Raw genomic sequence first — 19255 nt, forward strand, 5'->3', positions numbered from 1 at the left:
ACCGCCGCACGCTAGGCTCCCGCCCCCGGCCGGAACTCTATGCGCCGGTACAGGTCCAGGATCGCGTCCGGCAGGGGCAGGTCCACCGGCGGCGGCGCCACCGCGGGCCTGGTGCCGCTGTGGTGGCGGATCGCCAGCTCGTGGTCCACTCCGTGCCACCACCACCAGGACCAGGCGGTCAGGCTCTGCCACGCCTGGGCCTCCCGCTCCAGGCGTCTCACGCGCCCGGCCACGGCCAGCAGATCGGCGGCCACTGCCTCCTCCCGCAGGCGCGGCAGGTCCTCCAGGAGCCGCTCCCAGTCGCCCAGCGGATCCGCCGACCACGGTGCCCGGGCCCGGGCGCCGGCCATGAGGGCGCGCACCCGGCCCGCGGCGCACTCGCTGCGTTCCCACGCCCGCCCGGCCTCTCCCAGGTGGACGCGCTGCCTGGCCCGGCAGGCGGCCCGGCCCGCCCGCGCCGAACGCAGCCGCAGCCACCACCACCAGGCGGGCCGGCCCGTGCGGCGGGCCAGCTGCCGCGCGTGCGTCAGATGCTCGCGCCTGCGCCCGAGGTCCCGTTTTCGGCCGCGCTGTACCCGCACGGCGGCGGCCATCGCGGCAGCCGCCTGGGCCACGTGCGCTGCGCGTGCGCGCAGCCGCGCCGAGGCCGGCCCGTCCTCGTGGAGCGCTTCGTGCCGCAGCGCCCGGGCCTCGAGGGCCCGGACCGCGGCAAGCCGCCCGGCGGCGCGCACCGCGCTGCGCTCGGCCGCGGCCAGCTGGGCGTGCAGCTCAGCGGTACCGCGGTGGGCGTGCGGGCGCTCACCACGCCATTCGAGGTTCTCGCACCGCCCTGAGCACGCGTGGGCGCCGCCGTCCCGTCCGCCAGAGGGTTCCTGCGGCGGGTCCCACCACTGCTCCAGCCCCTCACGGTCCGGGCGGGGCTGGGCCAGGCGCGTCATGCGGGCGGACAGGAGGCCGAACCAGGGGCCGTGGGCCCAGCGGGCGAGCAGGTCGTCCGCGTGGCCGGCCATCTCCCGCTCCACGGCGTCCAGGCGCACCGGGTCGGGCTCCGCGTCCCGTGTGAGGCGCTCGGCCTCGGCCTCGGGCAGGACGCCGCTGGCACGTGCGAAGTCCACGAACGCCCGGCCGTCCCGGTAGCGGGCGCGTTCCATCGCGTCGAGCTCGTCCAGCGCGCCGCGCTGGGCCAAACCGGCGGCCACCAGGTCCTCGAGGGCGAGCTGGGCCAGGGGTTCCTGCGGGGCCTGGGCGCAGGTGAGCAGCCGCCAGGCCGCCTCGGCCCGGTCGGTGGGGACGCCCAGCGCGAGGGCGGTGAGGCTGCCCGAGGAGCGCACGGCGTACAGGTGGGCGCTCTCACGGTGGCGGATGAGGGTGTAGAGCGTGCTGCCGCACTGCCAGGAGGCCCCGGCGTCGGCGCCGCCTTGTTCGGCATCCCGCAGGGGTGCGCCGAGCTGATCGGAGCCGAGCTGACGCTCGCTCTCGGGCACGAGCAGCCACGGTGCCCGGCCAGGGCCTTGCCGAGCGCGGCGCCACCGCGGATCCGGTGACGCGCTCGTGCCGCCGGGCCCGGGCATCAGCACCGCACCCCGCCGGACATGGCAGGCCGGCGCAGCGGCGCGGCGTGGGCCATGGCCTGCTCCACCGGATACCTCACCGCGCTCCTGCCCCCATCGTTCGACCTCGCCGTCCCGGCCCCGGTACAGGTTCAGCCCCGTGCGTGCCGGTGCTCGTAGCCGTCCTCGTCGTCGGCCGCGCCCTCCTGCGTCTGCCGTCCCAGCACCGCGTCCCACTCCTCGTCACCGACGTCGTCCCGGTTCACGCCCGTGCCTTCCCGTCGCACTGTGTCTGGATCCCGGGGCGGCCGGCACTGGGGGGCCGCCGCCCCGGAAGGGGGACCGGTCCAGGGCGGGCCGGATCGCGTCCAACAGTGCACCCGGCGCTTTGGCGCCGCGCCGCGCCGCGCCCCGCGCCTCCCGGCCCCCGGGAGACGGCGGCACCGGATCCCGGCAGGCGGGATCAGCGCCCCGCGCGGCCCGAGGGTCCGGCGGCCCCGTGCTTTTGATGGGCCCAGGTACTTCGACGGCCTCCGCCCGGCGGTGCCGGGCGGCGCTGTCGATCCCGTGCCGCCGACCCGGGAGGCCCGCACATGGCACTGACCGACCATCAGCTCTCCTCGCTGGCGGACTTCGCCGCCGCCCGCACCGACCGGCTGCGCTCCCAGCCGGTGGGACTGGAGGAGATGCGCGCCCTTCTCGACGAGGGCCAGGCCACCGCGCTGGGCGAGTTCACCGGCGCCCCGGTGCGCTACCTCGACCGGTGGTGGCGCGCGGGCAAGGACTGCTGGGAACCGCTGAACGAGGCGGCGGGCGCGGTCCTGGACGAGGACGCCCGCCGCTGGGCCCTGGCCGCGCAGGCCGCTCACACCGCGGACTCGGTGTGAGCGCCCCGGCGTCGGCGTACGCGGAAGCGGCGCTGCTGGGGGCGATCCTCAAGGACCCGCGCCGGGCCCTGGAGGTACGCGACTGGATCCGGGCGGAGGACTTCGACAGCTTCTGGGACCAGGAGATCTATCGGGCGCTGACCGACCACGGCCTCTACGCCCGCGCCGACATCCTCTCTCAGCCGGCCCACCTGCGCAGCGCGGCACTGCAGCGCGCGGTCCTCGAGCAGCTCTACCACACCGCCACCGTGCAGGGTTGGCCGATGTCGACCCAGGCATGGCAGGAGGTCGCCGCCTATGTCGCCGATCTGCCCCTGCCCCGTAACGTGCCCGACGCCGCCAACGCCGCCGCCTACGGGCGTGTGGTGGCCCAGGCCAGCCTGGAGCGCACGGTCGGTGTAGGCGGGGAGCTGGCGGAGCGGGCGGTGCTGGCGGCGGTGCTGGCCCGTCCCGAGGAGGCGCAGCGTCTGAGGGGCTGGCTGAAGTCCACCGACTTCATCGACCCTGCCTACGGGCAGATGTACCGGGTGCTGGTGGAGGAGAGCCTGGCCTCGCACCCGGCGGTGACGATCCGCCGCCCCGAGGAGCGGACGCAGGTCCTGGCGAAGATGCTGTACCAGCAGCTGCAGCACAAGGCGGCGGTGGAGGGCTGGGGGACGCCGCAGGAGTTGTGGCCTGTGGTGGCCCACCAGATCCGCGACATGACCGGCGTGCACCGGGTCCCGCACCCGGAGCGGGCCGCGCAGCTCGGACAGCGGGTCCTGCAGTCCAGCATCCAGCGTCTGGTCGCCGCGAGCGGCGACATGGTCGAGCGTGCGCTCGACCATCCCGGTGCGCTGGCCGCCTCTACCCGGATCAATGAGACCCTCGCGCTGCTGCAGCGGTTGGAGGACCGGTGGGAGCAGGCGATGGGCCGCCCCGAGGGGGCCGGCGCCAGTCTGCCGCCCGCTGCGCGGCCGCGCACCAGCGAGTTTGCCTTCACCGAGGACGCCGTACTCGGCTCGCTGTTGCGCGACCCGGGCCAGGTGGAGGGCGTGCGCACGTGGCTGCGCGCGCAGGACTTCAACCAGCCGGGCCGGGCCGAGTTGTACACGGCGATCGTGCGGGCCGTCGACTCCGGCGGCGCGATCGATCCGGTGCTGGTCGTCTGGGACGCCCACCGGCGCAGTGCGGACCCGCAGGGGATGGACGCCGACACGGTGTGGTCCATCTACCGGCGGGGCGAGCCGGGACTGGCCCGCTCGGGCGCCAAGCAACTGGTGGAGGCCACCATCGTGCACCACGTGCGCTCGGCCACCACCGCCATCTCCCAAGCCGCCAGCGACCCCACCGCTGCTCCCGGGATGGTCATCGGCACCGCCCGCGGGCACCTGCAGCACGCCAGTGCCCAGGCCGCCCGGCTCGCACTGGCGCAGCAGAGCACGGGCCCGGTGGTGTGGGCCCGGTGACACGCACATCCGCTGGGCACACGGCGGCCGCGGTCCCCGCTCGGCTGCGGGCCCGCTGGCGCGACCTTCCCGTGCTCGCCGCCGTCCTCGCGAACGCCTTCGCCCCGCCCGGGGCGCGCCCGTGCTGGCTGTGGCGCCTGTTCGTCCCCTTCTGGCTGGTGCAGGCCGTCCTGCAGCAGGTCTCGGGAATGGTCCTGGCCGTGGGCCCGGCCACGGTGACTGTGCGTCAGGACGGGGCGTGGGGGCGCCGCGTGCTGCGGGGCGCGGTGGCGCTACCGGCGGCCGTGCTGGGACTGTGGGTGGCGCTGCTGCCGCTCGTGGGGGCGGGGGCGCTGGCCGGTGCCGCCGGCGCGGGCGGCGGCTCGGCGCCGGCGGGCGCGCTGGCGGGCCTGGAGACGGGCGCGGGCCTGCTGGTGTGGCAGCTGGCCTTCCTGGCGCGGGCGGCGCCCGCGGGCGCGCAGTTGCGCCGTGTGCTGCGCCACCTTCGGCGGGACGGGGCGTGGGCGGAGGTGGCGTGCCTGGCGGGCGGGCGAGACGGTCAGGCCACCCGGGAGCTGGTATTCGCGGTGCTGGCCTGGGCCGACGAACAGCGGGTAGGGCTGGCGGCGGTGCCCGCCACGCCGCAGCTGGCCCGCTCGTACGGGCGGGCGGGCTTTCGGCCGGCGTTTCCCGGGGCGGCGGTGCTGGTGCGGGAGCCGCAGCACCGGATGGCGGGGCCCGAAGGGGCGCGGTGCCCGGTGGGGCGGGCTGCCGCGCCGCTCGTCACGCCTGCGCTGGCGCCGCGTTCGGCTGGGTCCAGGTCACCAGGAGCGCTGCGAGGGTGACGCCGGGGCCCAGGCCGAAAACCAGTCCGCGGGCGCCGTCGGCGGGCGCGGTGGCGTAGGTGCGGTCGAGGACGGAGAAGATCGTTGCGCCGCCGAGGTTGCCCTCTTGAGCCAGGACGTCGGCGGAGTGGGCGGTGAACGCCTCGTCGACGCCCAGCGCCCGGCCGAGTTTGGCGAGGATCTGCGGCCCGCCGGGGTGCAGGACCCCGAAGTCCAGTCCCCCGGCGGCGACATCGTCGAGCCACTTGCGCAGCGCAGGGGTCAGGTCGCTGACGGAGCGCAGGGAGTCGCGGGTGCTCGCGAAGTGGTCGCCCAGGTGGTCGGTCTCCTTCTGGTAGCGGTGCAGGGTGCCGGGCAGCGTGATCTCCTTGCTGTGGTCGATGCGCAGACACGCCTCGCGGCCCAGCGGGCGGGTGGCGACGACGGCCGCGGCCACGGCGTCACCCCACAGCGCTTTGAAGATCTGGTCGTCCAGGGACGTCCTGCTGCGCTGGTGGATGGAGGACAGGTGCTCGGCGGCCACCACGACGACGTTGTGGTCGGGGTGGCGGGCCAGGTACTCCTCCGCGGTGATCAGCACCAGGGCGCCGCCCATGCAGGCGGCTTGGGCCGTGGCCCGCAGCCGTGTGTCGGGGCGCAGGCCGAGGGTGTTCAGCAGGTGCTGGTGCAAACCGGGCAGCATGTCGCCGGTGGCGCTGGTGACGATGAGGCAGTCGACCTGCTCGGGTTCCAGGCCGGCGGCTTCGAGGGCCTGGCGGACGGCTTCCTCGGCCGCGGGCAGGAGCGTGTCCAGGACGTGGCGTTTGCGTTCGGCTGCGGTGCGCTCGGCGGTGACGGAAGTGTAGTCGTGGAAGTAGCGGCGGGTACCGGGCAGGTTGGCCGTCGCCCTCCTGATCTTGTCCGCGTCGGGGTTGTCGGGGTCCTGGGCGAGGATGTCGTCGCGTATGTGGGAGGCCGGCACGACGTGAGGGCCGCGCACGAGGGCGGGGCGTGTGATGTAGGCGGCTGGGGCGGCGGTCACGGGGTGTGTGTCCTTCGGGGAATGGCCGGCGATACGCGGCGGGGGCCGCGTACCCGGCTGGCGGGGCCCGCTTCCTGCGGCGGGGCAGGAAGAGGGCGCGTGGAAGAACGTGCCTGCTGTTTCCGGTCGGAACAGCAGGCACGGGTGGTGCGGGGGGCTTAGCGGGAGAAGCGGCGTCTAGGCGCCGCTGGAGCGCAGCCTGGCCGAGGGCTGGTACGTCCGGCCGGTTCGGGCAGCCGTCGAAAGGCCCCGGGAGGGCGCGGGGCCGACGGGCCGGCGCCGGGTGGGCGCGGACACAGCGCCGGGGCAGGGTTCCGGTCGGCCGCACGGGGTCGCCGCGGCGCCGGGTGGTGGGCGCGCGTGGTCCGTGTGGCCAGGGCGGCATGGCTGCGCGACATCCTCGTCCCCCCAGTGGCATGGATGCTGGTCTGATTCACGCTATCGGGGGGCACAAGAGCGCATTCGTACCGGCCGGTATGCGCGGCGGGCCGCTGCCGGGCGTGTGGTCCGGACCGTTGCTTTCGGCAAGATGATCGGGGTTCTGACCCAGGTGGTGTGCCGCAGCTACGGAGAGTCAGATCGGTTCCGGTCTACCTTCTGTGAACGGTGACACTCACCACCGGGGCGACCTCGTGTCGGAGCCGTCGCCTAGAGTGCAGCGTCCAACGGGCCGACGGCTGGCAAGAGGGTGGGCGATGACCGAGGCATGGAAGCGGCTAAGAGCGCTCATGGGAGAGCCGGTGTACACCCCGGCACAGGTTCCGTGGGAGCTGGCGCCCGTTGATCTGGGCGTCCAACTACCCTCGGACTACCGCGCGTTCATCGACCTCTACGGCGGGGTGAACCTGAACGGCGAGTGGGGTGTGTTCACACCGAAGAGGAACTCACGCTTCCCCGACGTGCCGGGCGGGATGGCGGGATGGCGCATCGAGGCCGACATCAACCTCCGCGATCAGGTCGAAGGCGAGGAGCAATGGTGGGACCAGCAGGACCCCACCCCGGTGTTCCCAGACCCCGGCGGCTTGCTGCCCTGGGGCTGGAACAGCAACCACCAGCAGTGCTGCTGGCTGACAACCGGTCCGGACCCAGAGCAGTGGCCGGTGACGGTGTTCTACGACGACCGACTCGACCACTTCGACGGTGGTTTCGCGGAATTCCTGCTCACCGTGCTGACCGGCGGTTACGCCGCAGAGGCCGAGTTGCTGGTACGCGCCGACCCTGACGTGTGGGGGCCTCCGCTGCCCCGCCCGCTCTGGTCGCCCGGCGATGACTGGGCGGGCAGGAACTGGGGCCGTGAGTGGGGCATCGAGGGCTTTCTCACCGAGCCCGGGTCGACGGAGATGCCCTGGGTCCGGAAGTGACGCTCTGCGGGAGAATGCAGACACCGGTCAGCGACGGTAGGCCGACTCACATGCGGACGGCAACACTCACTGCCACCTCGTCACAGAAGTTGGTCCGGCCCCCGAAACACCCTGCCCAATACAGGACCGTCATGTCCTGTTGGTGAAAGGCAGGTTCGTGGCGGCCGGCGCGGGCCTTGCCCCATCCGGGCGGGTGTTGTCGCAGCGCGGGCCCTGCGGCTCGGGTGCGGATACGGGCTGGCGGGGGTGTCAGGCGGGTGCGGTGCCGGCGGTGTGGGTCACCTTGTGGAGCTCGAAGTCGTCGAGGAGCCGGGCGAGCGTGGCTTCGTCGCCCTGGCCCGGGGCGCCGCGCACGACGAGTTCGCACAGGCATGACAGCGCCAGTTCGACGGCGGCCGACAGCACCGACATCAGCGCGGCGTGAGGGGTGGGGCCGTGGGCGAGCGCGCGCACGAGCGGGCCCAGGGCGCTTTCGTGTAGGGGCCTGCCCGTGGGCAGTTGTTCAGCCATGGCCAGGCGGGCCAGTTCTACGCTGGTGTGGCCGTGGGGATGGGCGCCGACGGCGAGCAGATCCCAGTCGTGGCGGTCGAGGGCCGCGGTGATCGCGCGTACCTGCTCCGGCACCGGGGCGCAGGGTGCGACGGGCGGCCATCGGTCGGCCGCCGGCTCCCGGGTGTCGGGGGCCGCTGCCCTCAGTGCCGCGTAGGAGAGCCGGGCGAGGGCTCCGACGGTGGCCAGGGCCGCGTCGTGGGCGGTGAGCGGAGGATGCTGCGCGGCCAGGAGTGCCATGGCCTCGTCGGCTGCGGGCAGGAGGGGGCGGCCCGCGCTGGCACAGCGTATGAGGTGCACGGCGTGGAGCTCGGCGTGCCCATACAGGCGCCGGTAGTGCTGGGCAGTCATGGTCACACTCTTTGCTCCGCGGCTTTCCCCTTGACCCGGTGGCGGGCCAACGCTCTTGGCAGCTGGGGTGGTTGGGGTGGTGTCGGATGCACACCGTATCGCGTGGCAGGCGGGCTCCGTAGGCGGGGCGGGCGGGGCTCGAGTGGACGGCAGCGCGGTGCACCCGGGGTGGCGCGGTGCGGCGGCGGGGTCAGCCGGACGTACCGACGGCGGGTGCCGTGGGCTGGGGGCTCTGCGGACGGGGGGCGGTGGTCCTGCCGGGAGCGGACTTGGCCGTGCTCTCGCGCTTCCTGCGGCGGGCGGCGCGCTGGCGGATGGCACGCAATTCGTCTTCGTCCAGACCTCCCCATACGCCGCAGTTTTGGCCGGTCTCCAGAGCCCATGTCAGGCACTCGGCGCGTACCGGGCAGCGGTCGCAGACGGCTTTGGCCTGGCTGGTCTGGTTGGTGACCGTGCCGGAGGGGCCGAAGGGGAAGAAGAGCTCGGGGTCCTCCTGCCGGCACTGGGCCCGGTGGCGCCAGTCTGCGGCGCGCGCGCCCTGGTGGTGGCCGGTCACCGCACACCTCGCTGGGTTGCCGAAGGGGCCGGGCGTGCCGTCTGCTGGCGGGCCTGGGGGTGGGCGGACGCACGTGCCGGCGCCACGGGCGCGGGTGCGGGCGGTGCGGGGTTGAGGTTCTCGGTGAGGCGTTCGGTGAGGGTGCGCCGGTGTGCGGCCAGGCGCTCGAGTCCGTCGTCGGTCGGCTGCCGGGGGGCGGGCAGGTCCATCACGGCCCGCAGTACGCGCATGGCCGCCTGGGCGGCGGGCCATTCGCGGCTGCGCAGGTCCTCCCACCGCTGCTGGGCTTTGGCCGCGAGGTCGCGGGTGGCGGCGAGGTTCTCGTCGCTGGGCTTGTGCGTCTCATGGGGGTCGGCGGCGCGGGCGGTGAGGTGGTCGAGCTGGTTGCTGGCCGCGGCGTAGGCGGTACGCGCCTTTGTCAGGGCGCGGGCGTCGACGCCGCGGAAGAGGTCCTCGTACAGGTGGTGGGTCGGGCGGGGGAAGTGAGCGGCCACGGTGGCGCGCACGGTGCGCCGCTGCTGCTCGAGGCTCTGGTCCACGACGCGTTTGGCGCTGTCGTAGGTGTTCAGGAGCGCGGCCTGCCCGGCGGCGTGGGCCTCCCAGCCCTGTGCGCCGTGTTCCTGCTCGGAGCGGCCCGCCGCTTCGGCGGAGCGCTGGGCCGCGTCGTGGAGGGGAATCTCCAGTGCCTCGGCGGCGTCCTCGGCGCGGGCCAGAGCGTACAGGCGGCCCAGGATGGCGTGGCGGCCCTGCACTTCGTAGGCCAGTTCCTCGGCGGCCCGCACGCTCCCGGTGTCGCCGGCGGACCTCGTTCCGGCCTCCGCTTCCCGGCGGGCATGGGCGGCGTAGTCGAATGCGCTGTTGAGGAACTGGTCGCAGTCGCGGCCGTCCCGGGCTGCGGAGGGCACCATGCGGCGCCACAGGAGCGCGGCCTGGACGTCGCTGGCGGGCTGGGCGGGCAGCTGCACCTCGACGCTGACGCGGGTGCGGGCGACGGTGTTCTCCAGCCGGGTGCGGGTTGTCTCGTCGAATCCCCAACGGTCCAGCTCCTCGCGGGCGGCGTCCTCCAGCAGTGCCCGGGCGTCCACCGGGTCGTCGGCGGGAGCGGCGGCGTCCGGATCCGGGCCTGTGTCGTGGCCGGCCCCGCGCGCGGGTGCGGGCGGACGGGCGGTGAGCGGGCCGGTGGCGGCCAGCTGCTCCAGGTACCACTGGGCGGCGGCCCGTACGGCGGGCTCGCGGTGCGGCGCACGGTCCAGAAGCTGGGCGTTGGCGCGCAGCAGGGCCGGGTTGGCCTGCGGCGCCGGGGTGCCGCTCTGGCGGATCGCGCGGGCGATGGCGAACGCCGCCGAGCTGAAGCTGTGCCGTCCCTCGCCCCGGGGCGGGGCCGCCTCGGCGAGGCGGTCCAGGACCTGGGCCTCGGGAAGCGGCAGGCGCGGGCCGAAGGCGGCGCCCCACGCTGTTCCCGCCCGTTCCCAGGAGGGCTCGTCGTCCTCCCACTCCGCCGGGTCGCCGGGCGGGTAGAGGCGGTGTTCGAGCCACTGGGACTGAGCGTGGTCAAGCAGGCTGCGGCGCGGGTCGTCGTGCGCGAGCTCGCGCAGGGCCCGGTCGAGGATCTCGGCGGGCAGGCACGGTGTCAGCCGCCCGCCGTCGAAGGCGCTTTCGGTGAGCACGTCGAGGTGGCCGGCGCGGTCGTGGCGCAGGAAGAACTCGGCGGCGAGGAACGGGTCGCCGGTGAGCAGCGCGGGGCCTTCGGCACCCGCGAGGCGGTAGTCGGTGTAGACGCTGGTCAGCGCGTAGTGCGCGGGCTGGGGTTGTGCTGGCGCCGCCATGGTGGGGTTTCCCTCTGCTTGCCGGGGGCCGCGGTCACCCTCGAGGTTGCGGGGGGCGGGCCGGGGTGGGCCATCTCGGCGGGGGCGCGCTCCCGGTGCGCGGGAGCGGCGCGCGGCCCCTCCCCGGGCGGGATGCCGGCGCGCCGGGCGGGCGGGTGCCGGTCAGCGGCGGCGCCGCGGCCCGGGGCGGCGCGGGCGCCCCGGGGAGCCGGGGCGTGTAGGCCGGGCGGGTGCCGGGCAGGCGGTGGCAGCCTGCTGGGCGGCGGCCTGCAGGCGTTGGCGGTCGGCCTCGCGGCGCAGGCGCAGCAGATGGAGGCGGTCGTCGATGCGGGCGCGCTGGTAGAGGTCGAGGGCGCGGGCCAGGTGCTGGCGTTCGTCGGCGGTGTGGTCCTCGCGGGGAGGGCCGAGGGGGTCCGCCCCGGTGACGTGCCGGCGCATCCGGTAGTCGGCGATGGCGGCGACCAGGCGCTGGTAGAGGTGCTGCTGGGCGGTGTCGTCCTCGTCGGGGGCGGGGATCTGCTCGACCCATTCCTCGGGGGCCGCGGTGTGGGTGAGGGCAGCGGCGAGGGCGGCGAGGGCGAGGCGTTCGGCCTGGGGCAGCAGGGGCTGGACGGCGGGCAGGCGGGCGGGGCCGGCGGCGGGTGCGGGCTGCCGGCCGGCCGGGTGGGCTGGTGCGGCGGGGTGGGGTGCGGTGGCGGCGCGCAGCAGGCGCAGGCGGGCCAAGTGGGCCAGGGCCTGCCGGGCCAGGTCGCCGGGCCCGAAGTGGCGGTGCTGGTGGGCGGTGCGGATGCGGTGGCGCAGGGTGTGGATGCGCTGTTCGAGGCTGTCGTAGGCGGCGCCGTGGAGGGGGTCCTCGGGGCGGGGGCCGAGGCCGGGGGTGGTGTCGGGGACGGAGTTGACGGCGCGCCAGGCGTCCAGGAGGGCGGCGGTGCGTTCCCAGTCGGCGCGCAGCGCGGCCCCGGCCTGGGCCGGCGGGAGGGGGCCGAGCGGGCGGGCCCAGGGCGGGGTGTCGGCGGCGAGCTGGGCGCCGCGGGCGGCCAGGTGGCGGTCGATGATGTCGCGGCGCTCGGTGAGGTGGTGGCGCCAGCGGGCCGGGGTGAGGTGGTCGGCCAGGGCTGCGGTGGGGGTGAGCCAGTGGGGCAGGTCGCCGCCGGGTTCGGTGTGGGCCTGGTGGTCTGGCAGGCGGTGGCGCAGGCGGCGTTCGGCGTGGATACGGGCGGTGACGGCATCCGCGCGCTGCCAGGCGTGGTGGGCCGCCTCGGTGCGCCGGCGGGCGCGGTGGAGGTGCTCGCGGGCGGCGGCCGGCGGGTCGGCGCTGTGGGCCGGGGAGTGGTCCAGGCGGCGCTGGTAGTCCTCCCGTGCCCGGTCGCGCCAGGGCATGGCCCGGCGCAGGCGGTGTTCGTCGCGCAGGCCGGCGAGGGTGTGCGCGGCGGCGACTTCGGTGCGGTGGTCGCCTTCGTCGGCGGCGCGGCGCGCGGTGCGGCGGGTGACGGCGAGGCGGTGGGCGAGGTCGGGTGCGGTGAGCGGGCCGTGGGGGCGCTCGGGCCAGGGGGCGTGGCGGCGGCCATGGGCGGTGACGGGCTTGGGCTGGGAGGCGAGTTGAGCGTCGGCGGCGTGCAGTTCGGTCAGGGCCCGGGCGCGGTGGTCGGCGGCGAGGGCGGCCAGGCGCTCGAGCTGGGCGTCGTCGAGGGCGCGCAGCAGGCGCCGGTTGGGGTGGGGGTCGGCGTCGGCCTGGGCTTCGGCGGCGCGGGCGGCCTTGACGCGGCGGTCGATGCGCCAGGCCAGGGCGGCGCCGGGCACGTCGGCGCCGGTGAGGGTGCCTTCGGCGTGGGCGGCGGCGAGGATCCGTGCCGGGGTGAAGCCGGCCTGTTCGGCGCGGGCGAGGGCGCCTGCGACGGCGGTGAAGGCGCCGTCGATGTCGAGCTGGGCGGCGGCGGGCCCCAGCGTCTGGTGGGCGGCGGCGCGGTAGCGCAGTTCGTCGGCGCGCTGGGCCGCGTCCTGGTACTCGGCGGCCAGCTGGACGATGCCCCAGGCGCGTTGCTGTTCCTCGCGCAGGCTCTGGCGGGCGCTCTTGGAGTAGGCGCTGTGGGCGGCGATCCGCTCCAGGACGTGTCCGAGGTCCTGGTCGTCCTCGAGGGCGATGTAGAGGCGGTTGCCGGCCCGGCCGCGGGTGGCCGCGACGTAGGCGGCCTCGCGGGTGGTGCGGGCAGTCAGCAGGGCGTGGGAGCGCTCGACGGTCATGCCCTGGGCGCGGTGGATGGTGGAGGCATAGCCGAGTTCGCAGTGCTCGGTGAGGTAGTCGGCGGGCAGGGTGAGGCGGCCGTGGTGGCTGGTGTGGCGCACGATGGCGTCGCCGCGCCAGGTGTAGCCCTCCAGGCACCACACGTCGCCGTTCTTGACGAAGTCCTTGCCGCCCCGGCACACGAGTGTGCGCCGGTTGCGGCGGGTGACGATGAGGTCGCCAGGGTGGGCGAGGTGGCCGTCGCGCAGGCGGGCGGCGGGTTTGAGGCGGGCGGGGCGGATGTCGCCGCGGGCCAGCCGGTGGGCCTGGGCGCGGGTGTTGAGGCGGGCGACCAGGTCGCGGTCGGGGGCCATCATCAGGGTGTGGTGGCCGGCGTCGACGTCGGTGCGCCAGGCGGTGAAGACGGCGTCGAGCATGTCGGTGGTGGTGCCGCCGGTGACGCGGCCGTGCTCGCGGTACCAGGTGAACGCGGTGTGGGGGGTGCCGTCGCGCAGGACCAGGGAGGCGTCGGCTTCGCCGGGGGCGCGGAAGCGGTGGACGGCGCCGAGGTGAAGTGCGCCGACCTCGGTCTGCAGCAGGCGCAGGGCGCCGCCGGATTCGACGGCGGCGAGCTGGGCGGGGTCGCCGATCAGGCGCACGTGGGCGCCGGCGTCCTTCGCGCGGGCCACGACCTGGTCGAGGTCGAGGGTGGCGGCCATGCCGGCTTCGTCCACCAGGACCACATCGCCCGGGCGCAGGCGCTCGCCATGGGGCAGGACCAGGCGGCCGTGGTCGGCGAGCTTTTGGCGGCGCAGCCACAGGTGCAGGGTGTGCGCGCCGTGTCCGATCTCGGCGCCCAGGACGTGGGCGGCGCGGGCGGAGGGGGCCAGGGCGATGACGCGCCGTCCGGCGGCGGTGATCGCGGCCGTGGCCAGGCGCATCGCGGTCGTCTTGCCCGCGCCGGCGGGGCCGATCGCTGCGACCAGGCGCCGGTCCGCGGTGGCGAAGGCCTCGGCCATGGCCCTCTGCCCGGCGTCCAGGGGCCCTTGATGGCGTTCGAGGACGCGGGTGAACGTGGCGTGGTCGCAGGCCGCGGGGATGCGGGCGCGGGCGGCGGCGACGATGCGGTCCTCAGCGGCCAGCAAGGCGCGGGTGGTGTAGAGCTCGCCTTGGCGGCGCCGGTAGATGCTGGTGCCGTCCGGGCGCGCCAGGGGCGCGAAGGGCGGGTTGATGTCGGGCGGGGTGAGGTCGACGCACACACGGGCCAGGGCGTGGTCGGTGATGCGTTCGGCCCACCCCTGGCCGCCGCGCCCGCGGGTGGTGCGGGTGGTGTAGCGGCGGGCCTCGGCGAGGATGTGGCGGCGTGAGAAGACGGCCCGGTGCCGGGAGACCGCGCCGACGACGTCGCGGGCGGCAAGGTAGAGGTCGAGTTCGGGCGGGGCCTGGTCGCCGTGGAGGTTGCGGGCCGCGGTGCGGGCGGTGGCGAGCAGGTCGTCGACGCGCTGTTCGCCGGCGGCTTCGACGGCCTGGTGGCGCCAGATCTGCAGGAGTGTGTGCAGCGGCCTGGCCTGCTTCTTGGCGGGGCGGGTCTGGCGGGCGGCCTGATCCATCAGCGCGATGCGCGTCTTGGCGTCCGGCTGGCGGCCGTGGCGGAGCCGGTAGTCGTCCGCCAGCTGGTCGAGGCGTTCGCGGATCGCGCGGGCGCGCACGCCGTCGGCGCCGTACAGGGCGGGGTCCACGCCGGCGATCTCCATCACCGGCCTGCGCCCGGGCGCCGGTATCCGTTCCTCGACGGCCAAATCCAGCCTGGTGCAGACCCGGCGCAGGACCTCCTCGTTGTACAGCTCGGAGGCGGCGACCATCTGGGCCAGCAGCAGGCGTCCGTCGATGGTGCGCCAGCGCCCGTCGGCGGCCTGGACCCGGTTGGCGATCAGCACGTGGTCATGGAGAAGCGCCTGGCCGCAGCGGTTGTCGAAGTGCCTGAACTGGGCGGCAACCAGACCGCCGGGCACATCCTGCTGGGCGATGCCTCCCTTGCCCGAGCGGGTGGCCAGCGCGTGGTCCTCGATCCACGCCAGCGTGATGGCGATGGCCTCGTCGTGGGCCTGCTCGACAGCCGCGCGCACACTCTCGTCGCCCAGTGCCCACAGCTGGTCCACGCTGGAGGGCGGGCGGAAGACCGGGTGCCAGGCGGCCACCGGCTGGCGTGCCGGGCGCAGCTGGCGGGCGATGTAGCGGCCCAGTTCGGCGCCGTTCTTGGGGTCGCGCCGGTACTCGGCGCGAAAGGCGCGGGCGCCTTCGCTCCAGCGCGCCTGCTGCTGCTCCTTCGCGGTGGCCGCCCGGCCGGTCCTGGCTTCCAGGGCGGCGATCTTCCCCTGGACCGCCGTGGCGAGTTCGGTCGGTGTGCTGCCGAACTGGTAGTACCTGGCGCCCAGCCGGGCGGCGCGCACAGCCTTGCGCGCGCTGTCGCCGGCGCGCAGCCGCTCGGCGGTGATCTCCTCGGCCCGGGGGTGCAGGCCCTCCCCGTACAGGGCGCGCATCTGAGGCTCGGTCACCGCTCCCGCAACGCCCAGCACGGTGGCCGCCCGGCCCACCCACCAGCCGGGCGGAATCCCGGCGGTCCTCTGGTGCTCGGCCAGGTCACGGCCGCGCAGACGCACCTCGTCGCCGGAGGCGACCTGGCGCGCGAAATAACGCCAGCCGTCCCCCGGGTTGAGGCTGCCCATGTCGACCGTCACGGGCCCACCGTCGGGAAAGCACACGAAAGATGCAAGAGCTGTCATCGACTCCGACCCCCTATGCAGGGCCCTGTAACCGGCCCGGTGCTGACCCCGCGCCGGGGCCCGCTGGCAGTGATGCGCGACGTCCTTGCTGGCCACAGGTGGTGAGCGCGGTGTGAGGGTGCCGGATGGAGGGCGCCGGGGGCCTGTTTCGCCGGGTGGGAAGTTCGGTTCGGGGCTGTGCTCCGGATCCCGTCGGGCGGGATCCGGGGCCGGGCCGGGTTGGGCGGGTAGCGGGTGCGCGGGTTGCGTGGCTGCGAGGGCACACCCGGGGTGGGTGGCGGGAGCGGCCGGCCGGTCGTGTAGGCCGGTGCTGACAGGGACGGGAAGGGGTGGTGGCGGTGGCGGCGCGGAAGGCGGCGGTCTCGGTAGCGGCGCGGCAGCGGGCTCGTGAGCTGCAGGTGCGGTTCCAGGAGCGGGAGCAGCGTCTGCTGGAGGCGGCGGAGGAGTTCATCGCGAGTCAGGAGGACACCGGCAAGGCGCTCGCGGGGATCGGGAGGCAGATCGTCGACCTGGAGCAGGCTCGTGGGCGGGAGGAGCGGGTGGGGTGGGAGCGGGGGGCTCGGGTCGCGGCGCGGATGCGGGCTTTGGGGGCTCGGGAGGGTGAGGTGGCCGAGCGGCTGGGTGTGGATCTGGGTGAGTTGCGGCGGATGCTCACGTGGGCCCGGGATGTGGTGCAGGGCGGTGGGAAGGCGGGCCCGTCCGGCGGGGCGCAGCCTGGGGCGCGGCCGGGGGCGGGCGGGGCGGCCCCGGCCGCGGGCCCGGTGCCGGGCCCGGTGGCGGGCGGTGTGGCGGGCGGTGTGGGTTCTGGCGGCGCTGCGGTGCCCGGCGGGGTCAGGGTGTGAGCGGGTGGCCGGGTTGGGACGGGGCGGGTGGGGGTGTGGCCGTGCAGGTTGCTGAGGTGACGGCGGGTGAGGTGGATCCGACGTGGCTGGGCCGGGCCTTGGAGGTGACGGAGGAGGGACCGGACGGGCCGTTGGTGCACGGGATGCGGCTGGTGTCGTATCGGAGGGTCCAGGGCCGGGATCAGGTGGTGCTGGTGGGTGAGAACACCAGCGTGGTGGTGGAGTCGTCGGTGCGGCTGACGTTCTACGCCGAGCCTGCGGTGCCGGGGCGGTTCACGGGTGCGGTGGTGGATGCCGGGGCGCAGCCGGCGGCGGGCTGGCCGGTGGGCGGGTATCCGGCGCCTGGGGGTGTGGGGGTGGGCGAGTATCCGGGGACGGTGGCGGGGCCGCACGTGCAGGGCGCCCCGGCTGCCCCGGCTGCCCCGGCGGCGCCTGCAGCGCCTGCGGCTCCGTGGATGCGGCCTCGGCCGGGGCCGTGAGGCGCAGCGTTCGGGCATGGCGGCGGGCCCGCATCCCTTGGGGGGTGCGGGCCCTTGGCGTGGGGCGGTACGGGTTGGGTTCTGTCCGGTCGGGACGGGGCTGGATCAGAGTCGGCTGTTGATGAGGCAGGCGCGGGTGAGGGGGTTTTGGATGGCCAGGGCGAGCGGGAGCGGGGGGGTGATGCCGGGCAGTGCGGTGGCGGTGCTGTAGGGGCCGAGGGCGTAGTAGTGGCGCTCCTGGGGGTTGGTTTGGCGGGCGATGGCGATGACGTCGCCGGTGACGAGGGGGCGCAGGTGCTGGGGCCAGGCGTTGCGGTGCAGGTCGGTGGTGAGGCGGCGGCCGATGCTGTGGGCGCGGGTGATGGCTTCGTGCAGGTCGGCGGCTTCGAGGGTGAAGGTGAGGGGCTGGGTGAGGGTGCGGGGGTCGGCGGCCTGGACGAGGGTGTGGCCGGGGCGGTAGCCGAAGTGGTGGTCGGGCCAGCCGTGGGGGCCGGTGGCGATGTTCAGCAGCGGGGTCATGGCGTAGGGGGTGAGGGTGGTGGTGAGGGCGTGGGTGGGCATGGCGGGTTCTCCCGTGGCAGGGGTGGGGAGACCTGGGCAGGCCCGGGGCCGGGGGCTGCGGGTGCGGTGGCCGGGCGGCCCGTGGTGGCGTGGGCCGCGGGGTGGGTGTCCACCGGGGCGGGTGCGCGGCCAGGGGGCGGCGCTGTGTGGCCGGGCCCGGGGCTGGGGCGTGCCGGGGTCTCGTGACGGGGTGGAAGGTAGCCACGGGATACGGCCGGTCAAGGGGGGATGTTCTTGGGTTCCGTGCGGGCGGTGGTGGTGTGGGGTTCGGGGGTTGTCCTCCGGCCGGGCCGGGTGTTCCGGCGGCACCGACGGCACCGGCGGCCGCGGTCGCGCCGGTGGGTGCGCCGGGGATGCCGGGCGCGGTGGGGGGGTGGGTATCCGGTAGTGCAGCCGGGGTCGGAGGTACCCGGCGTCGCGCAGCCGACGGGCACCCCGGACGGGCCGGTGGTCCCGGCGGCGCCGTGGATGCGGCAGCGTCCGGGGCCGTGAGGCGCAGCACCCGGGCATGACGGCGGGCCCGTACCCCGGGATAGGGGGTACGGGCCCGTGGTGCGGGGGCGGTCGGGTAGGGGCGCGGGAGCGTAGCCGGGCCTGGCCGGCCGCCCCGGCGGTGAAGTGCCAGAGCCGGGGTGCGGGGACGTCAGGGTGGGGGTTGCTGTGCGGTTGCGGGGGGCGCGGTGGTCACCGTGGTCCGTTGTCCTCGTTGTCGGTGTCGGGGGTGGCTGCGCGGTCCGTGGTGAGGTGGGCGGGGTAGGTGGCGTTGATGCGCGCGCGGTGGTCAGCGGCCAGCTCCCGGAGGGCTTGGTCGTCTTCCCGGGTGGTGAGTCCGGCTGCTTCCCTGGCGTCGGCCAGTTCGGTCAGGGCGTCGGCCACGTTGTTGCCGTGCTGGTTCATGTCGGCGATCCAGAGCTGGTGGGGGGTGTCGTGGACTGCGTCGCCGGTGAGGGTGGGCCTTTGGGCGGCGTTGGCCAGGAACGCGGCCTGTGCCTTCGTCAGGGCGCCAAGGGCCTTCTCGTAGCGGGCGCGGGTGGCGGGGGTGGCGGGGGTGGGGGTCATGGTGATGGTCCTTGGTGTGGGCGGTTGGCGGGCGGGGGCGGCCCGCCCCGTGCTGTGGTGGGGCGGGCCGCCGGGTGTGGCTGGTCAGGTGGTCTGGTCGGCGGTCAGGGTCTGGGCGTGGACCAGGCGGGCGCTGATGGCGGGGTTCTGGATGGCCCAGGCGAGCGGGAGGGCCGGGGTGATGCGGGGCAGGGCGGTGGCGGTGGCGTCGGGGCCGAGGGCGTAGTAGCGGGGTTCCCGGGGGGTGTTCGCGGGGGTGAGGGCGATGACGTCGCCGGTGTACAGGCGGCGCAGGCGGCGGGGCCAGCCGGTGCGGTGCAGGTCGGTGGTGGCGCGCTGGCCGATGCTGCGGGCGGCCTGGACGGCGTCGGTGAGGCTGGGGGCTTCGAGGGTGAAGGTGAGGGGGCGAGTCAGCAGGTCGGGGTCGGCGGCCTGGAGGAGGGGGTGGCCGGGGCGGTAGCCGAAGTGGTGGTCGGGCCAGCCGTGGGGGCCGGTGGCGGTGTTCAGCAGGGCGGTGGCGGTGTAGCGGGGGGTGAACAGGGGGCGGCGGTGTTGGGGCATGGCGGGTTCTCCCGTGGCGGGGGTGGGGAGACCCGGGGGCAGAGCGGAGCCGATGCCGGCCGGGCGGGGCCGCGGCGGCAGGGCCGGGCCCGGGGCCTCCGGCAGGGTGTGGCCCATGGCGGGGCCGTGGCCTGGGGCCCGGGGCCGCAGTTGGGGTCTGCCGGGGTCTCGTGACGGGGTGGAAGGTAGCCACGGGATACGGCCGGTCAAGGGGGGATGTTCTCCGTGCGGGCGGTGGTGGTGTGGGGTTCGGGGGTTGTCCTCCGGCCGGGCCGGGGGGCAGGGGTCGGCCGTGGTGGCGTCGGCCCGGGTGCTTGTCCTGGCGCCCGGTAGGCACGGGCGGCGGCCGGCATGGCGGGAAAGGGGGGCGCAGCAT

The 19255-nt window shown here is 75.6% G+C and carries 14 protein-coding genes and 1 pseudogene; 6 read left to right on the plus strand and 9 right to left on the minus strand.

Annotated features, from left to right (window positions below):
* Positions 1-11: 11 nt before the first annotated feature.
* Positions 12-1484 carry a hypothetical protein gene (locus BOQ63_RS00315; RefSeq protein ID WP_454131626.1) on the minus strand — a complete coding sequence of 491 codons (1473 nt, stop codon included), beginning with the start codon at positions 1482-1484 and terminating at the stop codon, positions 12-14.
* Positions 1485-2143: 659 nt separating this feature from the next.
* On the opposite strand from BOQ63_RS00315, the gene BOQ63_RS00320 reads away from it, so the two are divergent.
* From BOQ63_RS00320 to BOQ63_RS00330, 3 genes are read left to right on the plus strand one after another with little or no spacing between them, the layout of a single operon-like run.
* Positions 2144-2437 (plus strand): hypothetical protein, encoded by a 294-nt coding sequence (locus BOQ63_RS00320; RefSeq protein WP_072652977.1) that lies wholly within the window; start codon positions 2144-2146, stop codon positions 2435-2437.
* Entirely contained in the window at positions 2434-3885 is a 1452-nt protein-coding gene (locus BOQ63_RS00325; RefSeq protein ID WP_072652978.1) for a DnaB-like helicase N-terminal domain-containing protein, read from the plus strand. Before BOQ63_RS00320 ends, BOQ63_RS00325 begins: the two co-directional genes overlap by 4 nt.
* Positions 3882-4709 (plus strand): hypothetical protein, encoded by an 828-nt coding sequence (locus tag BOQ63_RS00330; RefSeq protein ID WP_454131627.1) that lies wholly within the window; start codon positions 3882-3884, stop codon positions 4707-4709. Before BOQ63_RS00325 ends, BOQ63_RS00330 begins: the two co-directional genes overlap by 4 nt.
* Here the strand turns inward: BOQ63_RS00330 and BOQ63_RS00335 are convergent.
* The gene (locus BOQ63_RS00335) at positions 4648-5730 is read right to left on the minus strand and encodes a beta-ketoacyl-[acyl-carrier-protein] synthase family protein (RefSeq protein ID WP_072652980.1); all 1083 of its coding nucleotides are present in this window, start codon (positions 5728-5730) and stop codon (positions 4648-4650) included. The two genes, BOQ63_RS00330 and BOQ63_RS00335, sit on opposite strands and share 62 nt — an antisense overlap.
* Positions 5731-6458: 728 nt before the next feature.
* On the opposite strand from BOQ63_RS00335, the gene BOQ63_RS00340 reads away from it, so the two are divergent.
* Positions 6459-7091 (plus strand): SMI1/KNR4 family protein, encoded by a 633-nt coding sequence (locus BOQ63_RS00340; RefSeq protein ID WP_072652981.1) that lies wholly within the window; start codon positions 6459-6461, stop codon positions 7089-7091.
* Positions 7092-7340: 249 nt separating this feature from the next.
* On the opposite strand, the gene BOQ63_RS00345 is transcribed toward BOQ63_RS00340, so the two are convergent.
* From BOQ63_RS00345 to mobF, 4 genes and pseudogenes are all read right to left on the minus strand, one after another.
* Positions 7341-7991: a hypothetical protein gene (locus BOQ63_RS00345; RefSeq protein ID WP_143174563.1), complete on the minus strand. Its 651-nt coding sequence runs from the start codon at positions 7989-7991 to the stop codon at positions 7341-7343.
* A gap of 271 nt (positions 7992-8262) precedes the next feature.
* Positions 8263-8547: pseudogene (locus BOQ63_RS00350) on the minus strand (WhiB family transcriptional regulator); the annotation flags it as partial.
* Positions 8544-10373, minus strand: coding sequence for a hypothetical protein (locus BOQ63_RS00355; protein WP_072652984.1), 1830 nt, complete (start codon positions 10371-10373; stop codon positions 8544-8546). The pseudogene BOQ63_RS00350 and the gene BOQ63_RS00355, both read right to left, overlap by 4 nt.
* A gap of 162 nt (positions 10374-10535) precedes the next feature.
* On the minus strand, positions 10536-15332 hold the full coding sequence (gene mobF / locus BOQ63_RS00360; protein WP_454131630.1) for a MobF family relaxase: 4797 nt from the start codon (positions 15330-15332) through the stop codon (positions 10536-10538).
* A 383-nt stretch (positions 15333-15715) separates the two neighbouring features.
* Here mobF and BOQ63_RS00365 point away from each other — a divergent pair, with 383 nt between their 5' ends.
* On the plus strand, positions 15716-16219 hold the full coding sequence (locus BOQ63_RS00365; RefSeq protein WP_454131632.1) for a hypothetical protein: 504 nt from the start codon (positions 15716-15718) through the stop codon (positions 16217-16219).
* A gap of 35 nt (positions 16220-16254) precedes the next feature.
* Positions 16255-16698 carry a hypothetical protein gene (locus BOQ63_RS00370; RefSeq protein WP_454131634.1) on the plus strand — a complete coding sequence of 148 codons (444 nt, stop codon included), beginning with the start codon at positions 16255-16257 and terminating at the stop codon, positions 16696-16698.
* A gap of 105 nt (positions 16699-16803) precedes the next feature.
* Here BOQ63_RS00370 and BOQ63_RS00375 read toward each other — a convergent pair whose 3' ends face one another.
* From BOQ63_RS00375 to BOQ63_RS00385, 3 genes are all read right to left on the minus strand, one after another.
* Positions 16804-17259, minus strand: coding sequence for a hypothetical protein (locus BOQ63_RS00375; protein ID WP_072652986.1), 456 nt, complete (start codon positions 17257-17259; stop codon positions 16804-16806).
* A gap of 684 nt (positions 17260-17943) precedes the next feature.
* Positions 17944-18318, minus strand: coding sequence for a hypothetical protein (locus tag BOQ63_RS00380; protein WP_072652987.1), 375 nt, complete (start codon positions 18316-18318; stop codon positions 17944-17946).
* 84 nt (positions 18319-18402) lie between these two features.
* Complete coding sequence (locus tag BOQ63_RS00385; protein WP_072652988.1) at positions 18403-18879, minus strand: hypothetical protein; 477 nt, start codon at positions 18877-18879, stop codon at positions 18403-18405.
* Positions 18880-19255: the final 376 nt, after the last annotated feature.

Origin of the sequence: Streptomyces viridifaciens (genome assembly GCF_001888885.2) — a bacterium.
Classification (GTDB): domain Bacteria; phylum Actinomycetota; class Actinomycetes; order Streptomycetales; family Streptomycetaceae; genus Kitasatospora; species Kitasatospora aureofaciens.